We start from the raw sequence: 10,587 nt of genomic DNA on the forward strand, positions 1-10,587 counted from the left end.
AATCGTAGGGTGGGTTAGCCGAAGGCGTAACCCACCACTGTTTGCCTCCGCGGACGCGAAAGAGGTGGGTTTAGCTTCGCTAACCCACCCTACGCATCTTCCTCGTTACGCCATCACGCGCTCCGGCAACAGCTCCGCGATCTGCACCGCGTTCAGCGCTGCACCCTTCAAGAGCTGATCCGCCGCCACGAACATCGAGATCGAGTGCCCTGAGGGATCGCTGAGGTCCTTGCGGATGCGGCCGACCAGGACGTCGTCCTGGCCCGAGGCGTCGATCGGCATCGGGAAGTAGTTCTTGGCGCGGTCATCGACGATCTTCACGCCGGGCGCCTGCGCCATGATCGCGCGGACCTGGTCCTCGGTGATCGGCTTCTCGCATTCGAACGTGATGGCCTCGCAATGGGCGCGCAGCACGGGCACGCGGACGCAGGTGACGCCGATCGCGATCTTCTCGTCCTCAAAAATCTTGCGGGTTTCCTTGATGACCTTGGTCTCTTCGTCGTTGTAGCCGGTCTCGGGATCGACCGCGGTGTTGTGGTTGAAGAGATTGAAGGCGTAGGGGTGCGGCATCACCCTGGGCGTATAGACCTGTCCGTTGAGGCTGGCGCGGGTGGATTCCACGAGCTCGTCCATCGCGGCCGCGCCGGCGCCGCTTGCCGCCTGGTAGGTCGAGATGATCACGCGCTTGATGCGGTTCTTCTGGTGGATCGGCCAGAGCGGCACCAGCGCGGTGATCGCGGCGCAGTTCGGGTTGGCAATGATGCCCTTGTGGTCGCGGATACGGGGCGCATTGATTTCGGGGATCACCAGCGGCACGTTCGGATCCATGCGGAAGGCGGAGGAGTTGTCGACGACGACGGCGCCGGCCTTCACCGCGATCGGCGCGTACTTCCTGGAGATGCCGCTGCCGGCGGAGAACAGGGCGATATCGACGCCGTCAAAGGAACGCTCGGTGAGCTCCTCGATCACGACATCCCTGCCGCGGAACGACACCGTCTTGCCGGCCGACCGGGCGCTCGCGAGTGCCTTGAGCTTGGCGAGGCGAAAGCCGCGCTTGTCCATGGTGGCGATGAATTCGGCGCCCACCGCACCGGTGACGCCGACAATCGCGACGACGGGATCATTACTCACTTTCTCCTCCATTCCATTGAGTTGCAGACAACAAAAAAGCCCCGGACCATCGAGGGCGGGGCTTCGGTAGAGCTGATGCGTTAAGTCGACGACTACGCGCGCACGCCTCCCCGGGCCCCGAAGGCCGTGGTGGTTTTCGTCGTGCGTTTCGTGGTCGTGAACATGGCGGCGACTTATGCGGGAGAGTTTTGCGCCCGTCAATGGCTTTTCGGCCGAATTGCAGCCGCGGGCCGCACCTACCGCTGTTTTGTCCGCGCGCCCGGTGGTTCGAGGATGACCTCCTTGAGGTCATCGCCGCTGATGACGACGATCGCGAAATTCAGCCGGCCGCGCTCGCGGACGAGCCCGCCGCTGATCGCCTTGCCCGACGCGGCACGCTCGGCGACACGTACGGCGTCCGCGAGGCGGTGCCGGATCGCGCCCAGTGCAGCCAGGTTGTTGCGATCCTCGGTATCAAGCTCGCCCAGGGGGAGGGCGGCTTCGCCGCCGATGAGCTCGCCCGTCGCGGCATTGATGGTGTGCCGCCAGATGCGGTCGTTGTGCAGGGTTTTCACCCGGTAGACCGGCACGCCCGAGGCACCGTCGAAGCTCACATCGGCCGTCGTCGCGCCGGCATGCCGAGCTTCGGCGATCGCCATGGCCTGGCTCAGCGAGATCGACGAGCTGCGGAAGCGCTCGATCTCGCGGCTGACCGCCTGGCGGTCGGCCTCGGCGTCGCCATCCGTCTCGTCGTGAAGGGCGGCCGGCGTGCCGCTGGTCGTGACGACCGCGTGCGCCGGCGCCGCGACGAGCAGCGCGGATAGCGTGATCGCAAACAACTGCTTCCAATCTTTGAGGGCACGCACTGTCTTAGTCTCCATGCCGAGACCCGTGTCTTAGCGGCCGGTCGGCCGGATCGTCTTGAACAGAATTGCGCGGCCGACCAGGGGCAACAGGCCGGCCGCGGAGCGTCGAGAACGGGCTGTACCCGTTTTCGGTGCTCAAAGTCTGAAGAGCGATGCAGGTCTGCCCGGGGGCTGTTGCAAGCTGGACCCGCATCTTTCTTATAAACTAAACCATACCGTATCGTTTTATTTCGTTCAAGGCGCCATTTGCCGCAACGCGGGGATAACCCATCGATGTCACGAAGTTGTTAGCGGGAGGTGCGGCGGCGTGAAGTTGCCCCGGGGGCGGTCTGAACGCGGTCCGCAGGCCCGAGCGCGCCGGCCAGGAACAGCTTGATCGCTGCGCGCATGCGCTTTTCGGCGGACTTGATCTCCAGCGCCGTTCCGAACGTCGCCATGCGGTGGGTGTGACCGACGACGACGTCGAGAAACACCTCGGCCGCGATGGTAGTGTCTTCGACATCGAGCGCGCCCTGAGCCACCAGGTGGTCAAAGAAGCGCGCAGTCGTGGCGACGGCCTTCAGCCAGCCCTCTTCCTTGCCGAGCTTGGCGATGTCGGGGAAGTTGATGGCCTGTGACGTCATCATGCGGCTGAAGGCGACTGCATCGGGCCCGCAGGTAAATGTCAGCATCTCCCGTCCGACCTCGACCAATCGCTGCTCGACCGAGACGTCCGAGGAGCTGCCGAGTTGCGTCTCGGCGGCCGCGGACAGCGGCGCAAGCCAGCGATCAATTTCGCGCCTCAGCACGGCTGTGAACAGCCCGCGCTTGTCGCCGTAACGGGAATAGACCGTGGGTTTGCTGACGCGGGCCGCTTCCGCGACCGCATCGAGCGAGGTTGCATCGAAACCGCGATCCAGGAACAGCCGGGTCGCGACCTCAATCAGCCGCTGGTCGCGCTCGAGGGCGGCGCTCTTCGTCGGCCGGCCGCCGCGCGATTTCGGGACCTCGCGCCGTGCGGAGCGCGTTGGCGTTCTTGTCTTGGTCGCAGTCAATCCCATGCCCAATGATTCCTGCGCGTTCCCAACGGTCGTCATTCGCTCTATATCGCGCAGGAGCGGGGGCGTCATCGCGAATCTGGCCGAATTGGTCGTATCGTCAACGGTTTCCGCAGGTCGTCGTTCCGTCACGAGGGGCTCATGGCAGCGTCAACGTCCAGGCCTGGCCGGCCGCGGCCTTCTCATATCCATACTGGTACAGCGCCCGCATATAGGCGGTGTCGAACCCTTCCGAGGGTGGCGCGGGATAATCGCGCTCGATGTAGGAAAGATGGAAGCCCAGCCGGTTGCGTTTGGCGAAGTCGTAGGTCGAGAAGATGATCGAACGCGTCTGCGACTGCGTGATCGAGGACAGGCTGCGCGAGGCGACGTCGATGGTGCTGTTGGACACGAGCTCGAAGTTTCGTTCGATCTTCTTGTTGACGAGGATGTAGATGTCCATCTTCGCGTTGCCGGGCAGGCGTCCCTGGAAGAGCAGGGCTTCCGGCAGCGTCAGCACCGGGGCCGTCACGCCGCCGTCGACATGCATCTCCTGAAATCGCCGGCCCTGGCCTTCGGCCTCGATCAGGATGGGCGGAAACACCAGGGGGATGCTGGCGGAGGCCGCCATCACGTCGCGAAACAAGTGCAGCGCTTCGGGCGTGCCGACCGCGGCGATCTTGCCCATGTCCCAGATGGCGGTGCGCTGGGTGTCGAGATCGGTCGTCACGACCAGCAGCTTCCGGCCCTTGGCATTTTCGCGTGCGACCTGAGCCAGGATCTCCGGCCCGACATAGCGCGCCACCAGCTCGCGCAGCCGCTTATTGCCGAACAGGCCGGATCCGAACAGCACCCGGATGATGCTGGGGTCATTCAGCAGGCTCTCCGCGATGCCGCTGGTGTAGACCTCCCGCAGCGTGTCGTCATACTGAGGTCCAAGGAATGCAAACGGCGCAATCAGGCCACCGGTGCTGACGCCCGAAACGACCGAGAAGGTGGGACGGGTGCCGGCCGCGCTCCAGCCGTTCAGGACGCCAACGCCATAGGCGCCGTCAGCACCACCGCCGGAGAGCGCGAGATAGGTTCGGCTCGCGGCGCTATACTCTTTTTCGAAGCTGAATTTCGTAATGGGCTCGTCGGCGTAGCGCCGCAAGCCGTCGATATCGAGCACGCGCGAGGAGCTGGCCTCGGCCGCGGTGTAAGGCGTTCGCGGCAGCGAGGTGCAGGCGGTCAGCGCGAGGCTGCACGCCAGCACCGCCGACACGAACAGGCGAGCGGCAGTCCGTTTGATCCAACCACCGGAGGAGATGGATACGTCAGTCGAGCATGAAGGGGAGAGCATGGGTTAGCGGCTGGAGATTACGCATATGCTACCGCCGTCAGCGTCGCCGCGGCGTCTCGTCCAGCCCCCGGATAAAACTACACTGTATCGTTTTATTTAACAAGCCGTCGTGTTCCCCAGGTCTGCGATAATTGTGTCCCAGCTTGGGGCATAAGCTGCTCCAACTGGATCTCGGGCGGGTTGATTGGCCTCTCCCGACACGCAATAAGCACCGCCATGAGTCTTCCCAATCATTTCGAATTGCTCGCGACCGATGGTGCCGCGCGTACCGGGCGCCTGACCACGCCGCATGGTGTGGTGCGGACGCCGGCGTTCATGCCGGTCGGCACCGCCGGCGCCATGAAGGGCATGCATTGGCGCGAGGTGCGCGACGCCGGCGCCGACATCGTGCTCGGCAACACCTATCACCTGATGCTGCGTCCTGGTGCCGAGCGCATCTCTGCGCTCGGCGGCCTGCAGCGGTTTACCGGCTGGAACGGGCCGATGCTCACGGATTCCGGCGGCTTCCAGGTGATGTCGCTGTCGGACCTGCGCAAGGTCAGCGAGAACGCCGTCACCTTCCGCTCGCATATCGACGGCGCCAAGGTCGAGCTGTCGCCGGAGCGCTCGATCGAGGTGCAGCGCTTCCTCGGCTCCGACATTGCCATGCAGATGGACGAATGTGTGCGGTTGCCAGCCGAGCGCGACGACATCGAGCGCGCGATGCAATTGTCGCTGCGCTGGGCCGAGCGGTCCAAGCGCGCCTTCGAGAGTGCGCCCGACGGTTACATGCTGTTCGGCATCGTGCAGGGAGGCGACGTGCCGCAGCTTCGTCATGCCAGTGCGGAAGGCCTCGTCGAGACGGGCTTTCACGGCTATGCGATCGGCGGCCTCGCCGTCGGCGAGCCGCAAGAGGTGATGCTGGCGATGATCGACGAGACGGCACCGGCGCTGCCGCGGGGGCGGCCACGCTATCTGATGGGCGTCGGCACGCCGGACGACATCCTCGAAGCCGTGAAACGCGGCATCGACATGTTCGATTGCGTGATGCCGACGCGCAATGGCCGGCATGGCGTCGCCTTCACGCGCTTCGGCCAGGTCAACCTGCGCAACGCGCGCCACGCCGACGATCCGCGTCCGCTGGATGAAGAGAGCTCCTGGCCATCGACGCGCAGCTACGCGCGCGCCTACCTTCACCATCTCGTCAAGTCGGGCGAGACGCTGGGGGCGATGCTGCTGTCCGAGATCAATGTCGCTTATTACCAGTTCCTGATGCAGGGCATCAGGGACGCGATCGCTCAGGGGACGTTCGAAGAGTTCTACCAGCGCACGCGTGAGGACTGGGCGAGGGGCGACATCGCCCCACGCTAGCCTAGTTGCAAAGGAACCGTTGCTTGACGGCGTGCTTGGTAACGAAGCCGTAGCCGCAGGTGTCGCAGGTCCAGAGATAGCTGATCACGTGATCCGAGACGTAGGCGGAGGCTTCGGCGGCGACCATGGAATCGGCGCAGACGGGACAGGTGGGCAACTCGCTGCAACGCGGATCGCGGTTTGGCGCGACGGTCGTCAACACTTCAGCAACTGCTGACATGGTGGTGACCTCCCTGCTTTGAGACCTAAGTCTAACATAAGCAGAATCAGTTGACGAGGTCGCAACACAAATGCGTTGGTTTTCTGATATTTGCAGATCACGCGATTTTGCGATGCAGCGTATTTAACATGTGCCGCATTGTCGCTTGCGTGTCATCACAAGCTGTCTGTAACTGCGCAAAAGCCGCGATCAGCGCGCAAATTGTTGTCACAGGGAGTTCATCATGGACGCATCGTCCACCACAAGTGCAGCGCATCAACCCGGCCGCGGTCGGATTTATGACTCGATCGTCGAAGCCTTCGGTGACACGCCGATCGTGCGACTGCGCCGCCTGCCGGGCATGCACGGCGTGAACGCGACCATTTTGGCAAAACTTGAATATTTCAATCCGGCTGCGAGCGTGAAGGATCGCATCGGCGCCGCCATGATCATCGCGATGGAGAAGGCCGGCATCATCAAGCCGGACACCGTGCTGATCGAGCCGACGTCCGGCAATACGGGCATCGCGCTCGCCTTCGTGGCTGCTTCGCGCGGCTATCGTCTGAAGCTGGTGATGCCGGAGTCCATGTCGATCGAGCGCCGCAAGATGCTGGCGTTCCTCGGCGCGGAGCTTGTGCTGACGCCGGCCGCCCAGGGCATGAAGGGCGCGATCGCCGCTGCGGAAGAACTTCTGAAGACGACGCCGAACTCGGTGATGCCGCAGCAGTTCAAGAACCTCGCCAATCCCGAGGTGCACCGCCGCACCACCGCGGAGGAGATCTGGAACGACACCGGCGGCAACATCGATATCTTCGTCGCCGGCGTCGGCACCGGTGGCACCATCACCGGCGTCGGCCAGGTGCTCAAGCCGCGCAAGCCTTCGTTGCGGATGGTCGCCGTCGAGCCGGAGGAGAGCCCCGTGCTGTCGGGTGGACAGCATACGCCGCACAAGATCCAGGGCATCGGCGCCGGCTTCGTTCCCGACATTCTCGACCGCTCCGTGATCGACGAGATCGTCAAGATTAACTCCACGACCGCGATAGAGGTGTCGCGGGCGCTGGCGCGTCATGAAGGCATTCCGGGCGGCATCTCCTCGGGCGCCGCGATCGCCGCGGCGCTCCAGATCGGCAAGCGGGCGGAGGCCGCCGGCAAGACCATTCTGGCGGTGGTGCCGTCCTTCGCGGAGCGCTATCTTTCGACGGCGCTGTTTGAGGGAATCTAGGATATGGCGGATCAACCGAGGCGGCCGCGGACATTGGGCGATGCGCGGACCGAGGCAGAGGCGGCGTTCAAGAAGGTGACCGCCAAGGTCGCCGAGGCGCCACCAAAGAAGAACGTGGCGCCCGGAATCAAGGAGCAGGTCACGCTGCGGATCGACCAGGACGTGCTCGAGTACTTCCAGGAGGGCGGTCCCGGCTGGCAGGACCGCATCAACGAGGCGCTGCGCAAGGCGGCGGGGAAGTAAGCTCCAACTCCTCATCATGGAGAGGAGGCGCGTCAGCACGGCCTCGAACCATGAAGGGCCTGCTGCTGCTGCCGGGCTTTCATCCTTCGAGAGTAAGCGGTACGAGAGGGCCACGGACTTGGCGCGGACGGCCTACGCGCCACGCTTGAAGCGTATAGGCATCCAGAACTGCCGCAGGGCCTCGACGGCTGCTGGAATGTCGCGCCAGGCGTTTTGGACGATGGGCGGCGTTCCCAGCTTGTGCCGGGCCGGGGGCAGCAAGGGCCGACCGGCGTCATCGATGTAGTGGACCAGGATCGGTCGCAGCATAAGGTGTTCGGTTCCGTTCGGGGAGAGAAGCCGCGACCAGACGAGAAGCCGAAGCTTCATGACGGCGTAGAAGCCCATGCACCAGGGCTGCGGGTCGACTTCGCCGTCCTGCGATCGCACGAACAGTGGCTCGAAGCTCTCCGGTCTCGTCGACAGTGTCTCGCTGATCGCGTTGTGGCGCATCAGCGTGGCGGCGATCGCCGAGAACTCCTCGGTGTCGTGATTGAAGGCATCGGGATCGACGCCGAGGAGCGGGCACACCCATTCCTCCGAGGCCATCGAGACCGGCCCGGCGACGACAGCGGCCACTGCGCCGTCGAGCATGGAGAGCGACGTCGCCCGCGGATGCCGAAGCGTCGGCGACCTGGCGCGCTCGCTCATCCATTGTCCGAGCCGTTCGAACGACATGGCATAGTCCGCCATCGTCGTCTTGGCCGGTTTTCCTCGCCGTCGCTTCGGCTTCGTCATGCCACAGCCCGCTTGTCGGCTTCGCGTGCGGCCTTCCAGTTCCAGGCCAGAAGTTCGTGAAGCTGGTTGACCTTCGTGGCGCCACTCACTATCCGCTCGAGAACGTCGACGAGATAGGCCTCGGGGTCGAGGCCATTCAATTTGGCCGTGTTAAGAAGCGAAGAGAGTACCGCCCATGTCTCGCCCCCGCCCTCGTCACCACTGAACAACGAGTTCTTTTTCCCGATCGCAATTGGCCTGATCGATCGCTCGACGGTGTTGCTGTCTGGCTCGAGCCGCCCGTCATCCAGGAACGCCGTCAGGCCCTGCCAGCGTTCGAGCATGTAATCGATCGCCTTGATGAGCGTCGAGCGGCAGGAGATTCCGTCTTTCACCGCGACCAGACGGGCCTTCAACGCCTCCATCATCGGCTTCGTCTCGGCCTGTCGCGCCGCGCGGCGTTCTCCGGCGTCGAGACCGCGGATCCTCTCCTCGATCGCGTAGACGGCTGCGATGCGCTCGATGACCTCCGCGGCGAAGGGTGAGTTCGTCGTCTTGTGCACCCTCACGAAGTTGCGGCGCGCGTGAACGAGACAATACGCCAGCTGGATCTTGCCCGACATCTTCGCATCGCCCACCAGCGAGGCGTAGGCGGCATAGCCGTCGACTTGCAGCACGCCTTCGAAGCCGGCCAACTGCGCCACGATCTCCTTCTTGCCGCGACCGCCCGCGAACACATAGGCGACCGCAGGCGGTGCCGGACCCTTCCACGCCCGATCGTCCGTCGCATGCGCCCAGAACTGGCAGGTCCTCGTGCGGCCGCGTCCCGGGTCGAGCACCGGCATCGGCGTCTCATCGCAGAACAACCGCTCGAAGCCGTGCATGGTCTTCAGTTGCAGATCGTAGAGGCCCCTGACCAGCCACGCCGCGCTCCCCATCCAGCGCGCCAGCGTCTGACGGTCGACGACGACACCCTGGCCCGCCAGGATCTGCGTCTGGCGGTAGAGCGTCGATTGCCAGGCATATTTGGCCGCGGCGATATGCGCGATCAGCGCCGTCGTCACCATGCCGCCCTCGACGAGCCGCGCCGGTGCCGGGGCCTGGACGATCGGGCCCTCACAGGCGCGGCAGGCATATTTGGGACGGATCGTGCGGAGCACACGCAGCCACGCGGGAACCCGATCGAGCGCTTCGCTGCTCTCCTCGCCGATCCGATGCATCTGACCCGTGCAGCACGGGCAGAGCGTGGACGCCGGCTCGATCACCCGCTCGACCCGGGGCAGATGCGCCGGTAGCGCGCCGATGTTGCGCCTCGCTTTGCGCCGCTTCGGTCTCGACGCGTCCGGTTCGTCATCGTTGGCCGGAGGCTGCGCGCCGGCGGTCCGTTCCAGATCGAACGCGATCTGTTCGGCACAGACGATCGCCGAGCGCTCCGATCGCGAGCCGAAGATCAGGCTCTTCAACGTGGCGATCTCTGCGCGCAGATCGTCGTTCTCGCCTTCGAAAGCCAGCACCATCTCGGCGAGAGCCGCAGGGTCAGAGGGGAGATCTTCAGGGCGAAGCGCCATATCGCAGAGCTACACGAACACACCCGGACTCGCCAGCAAAACAAGACGATTCAGGCGACTTTCGTCGGCCGCTTCGTCACCTTCGGGACCACACGCGACCACTCCGCAAGACCTTCGATCAGCATCGCCAGTTGCGCCCCCGTCACCAGCATCGTACCCTCGCGAACAGGTGGCCAGGCGAAGCTCCCATTCTCGAGCCACTTCGTCGCTAGAACTATTCCAGAGCCGTCAAAAACGAGAAGCTTCAAACGATCCGATCGCTTCGATCGGAAGACGTAAACGTCGCCGCTGTAGGGTTTGCCGCCCAATCCCTCCGCCACCAGCGCGACCAGGCCATGAACGCCTTTGCGAAAGTCAATCGGCTGCGTCGCGACGAACACACGGATCATTGGACCGAACGTGATCATCGCATCGATCTCACCGCCGCCAGCACGCGCTCCAGCGTCGCGGCGTCGACGCCGACGGGCACGCGCACCGTCGCGCCCGCGATCATCACCTCGATCCGCTCGGCCGGACCCGCCAGAACGTGTGGCTTATCGATCACGTTCGGCCGCGCCTCGACGGCGTCATCGAGCCTGACCTGCACGAACTGCGGCCCTTCGCTCGACGCAAGCCGCGCATTGCGCCGCCACACACTGAGCAGTCCCCGGTTGACCCCGTTGCGCCGCGCCACCTCGGAAATGCTCGTCTCCGGATCGGCGCTCTCGGCCACGATCCGCGCCTTCTCTGCATCGCTCCAACTGCGCCGTCGCGTCTCCCCCGTGATCACTTCGATCCGCTGATAGGAGGCGGCGTCATGCCTGTCTTGATGTCTGTCTTGATGCATGGAGTCAGTGTCCCTCGCGCTGTCGAATCTAGGCGCGAGTCTCGCTCATGCCGTCCACCTAAACGAGGTGGGGTCGTCGTACCGCTATC

Annotated in this window: 12 protein-coding genes; 3 read left to right on the top strand and 9 right to left on the bottom strand. The window is 64.4% G+C overall.

Annotated elements, in window-relative coordinates:
* Positions 1-105: 105 nt before the first annotated feature.
* The 4 genes from AYJ54_RS43345 to AYJ54_RS43360 form a co-directional block, all read right to left on the bottom strand.
* Positions 106-1,143, bottom strand: a complete 1,038-nt coding sequence (locus tag AYJ54_RS43345; protein ID WP_063708604.1) for an aspartate-semialdehyde dehydrogenase — start codon at positions 1,141-1,143, stop codon at positions 106-108.
* A 224-nt stretch (positions 1,144-1,367) separates the two neighbouring features.
* A complete protein-coding gene (locus tag AYJ54_RS43350; protein ID WP_245329312.1) occupies positions 1,368-1,976 on the bottom strand; it encodes a PepSY domain-containing protein in 609 nt (202 codons plus the stop codon).
* 287 nt (positions 1,977-2,263) lie between these two features.
* Positions 2,264-3,016 (bottom strand): TetR/AcrR family transcriptional regulator, encoded by a 753-nt coding sequence (locus tag AYJ54_RS43355; RefSeq protein ID WP_063708606.1) that lies wholly within the window; start codon positions 3,014-3,016, stop codon positions 2,264-2,266.
* 136 nt (positions 3,017-3,152) lie between these two features.
* Positions 3,153-4,334 (bottom strand): patatin-like phospholipase family protein, encoded by a 1,182-nt coding sequence (locus tag AYJ54_RS43360; RefSeq protein ID WP_063708607.1) that lies wholly within the window; start codon positions 4,332-4,334, stop codon positions 3,153-3,155.
* Between the two features lie 216 nt (positions 4,335-4,550).
* Here AYJ54_RS43360 and tgt point away from each other — a divergent pair, with 216 nt between their 5' ends.
* Positions 4,551-5,684, top strand: coding sequence for a tRNA guanosine(34) transglycosylase Tgt (gene tgt, locus AYJ54_RS43365; protein WP_063708608.1), 1,134 nt, complete (start codon positions 4,551-4,553; stop codon positions 5,682-5,684).
* A gap of 1 nt (position 5,685) precedes the next feature.
* Here the strand turns inward: tgt and AYJ54_RS43370 are convergent, their stop codons facing one another.
* On the bottom strand, positions 5,686-5,904 hold the full coding sequence (locus AYJ54_RS43370) for a hypothetical protein (protein ID WP_063708609.1): 219 nt from the start codon (positions 5,902-5,904) through the stop codon (positions 5,686-5,688).
* 223 nt (positions 5,905-6,127) lie between these two features.
* Here AYJ54_RS43370 and cysK point away from each other — a divergent pair, with 223 nt between their 5' ends.
* Both cysK and AYJ54_RS43380 read left to right on the top strand, forming a co-directional pair.
* Positions 6,128-7,105, top strand: coding sequence for a cysteine synthase A (gene cysK, locus AYJ54_RS43375; RefSeq protein ID WP_063708610.1), 978 nt, complete (start codon positions 6,128-6,130; stop codon positions 7,103-7,105).
* 3 nt (positions 7,106-7,108) lie between these two features.
* Positions 7,109-7,348, top strand: coding sequence for a BrnA antitoxin family protein (locus tag AYJ54_RS43380; RefSeq protein WP_063708611.1), 240 nt, complete (start codon positions 7,109-7,111; stop codon positions 7,346-7,348).
* A 132-nt stretch (positions 7,349-7,480) separates the two neighbouring features.
* On the opposite strand, the gene AYJ54_RS43385 is transcribed toward AYJ54_RS43380, so the two are convergent.
* The 4 genes from AYJ54_RS43385 to tnpA are packed head-to-tail and all read right to left on the bottom strand — an operon-like array spanning position 7,481 to position 10,498.
* The gene (locus tag AYJ54_RS43385) at positions 7,481-8,125 is read right to left on the bottom strand and encodes a UPF0149 family protein (RefSeq protein ID WP_063697013.1); all 645 of its coding nucleotides are present in this window, start codon (positions 8,123-8,125) and stop codon (positions 7,481-7,483) included.
* Complete coding sequence (tnpC, locus tag AYJ54_RS43390) at positions 8,122-9,672, bottom strand: IS66 family transposase (protein ID WP_063697015.1); 1,551 nt, start codon at positions 9,670-9,672, stop codon at positions 8,122-8,124. The genes AYJ54_RS43385 and tnpC overlap by 4 nt, the downstream gene beginning before the upstream one ends.
* A 50-nt stretch (positions 9,673-9,722) precedes the next feature.
* Entirely contained in the window at positions 9,723-10,079 is a 357-nt protein-coding gene (gene tnpB / locus AYJ54_RS43395) for an IS66 family insertion sequence element accessory protein TnpB (protein WP_063697016.1), read from the bottom strand.
* Complete coding sequence (gene tnpA, locus AYJ54_RS53635; RefSeq protein ID WP_063697018.1) at positions 10,076-10,498, bottom strand: IS66-like element accessory protein TnpA; 423 nt, start codon at positions 10,496-10,498, stop codon at positions 10,076-10,078. Before tnpA ends, tnpB begins: the two co-directional genes overlap by 4 nt.
* Positions 10,499-10,587: the final 89 nt, after the last annotated feature.

Source organism: Bradyrhizobium centrolobii, assembly GCF_001641635.1.
Classification (GTDB): Bacteria; Pseudomonadota; Alphaproteobacteria; order Rhizobiales; family Xanthobacteraceae; genus Bradyrhizobium; species Bradyrhizobium centrolobii.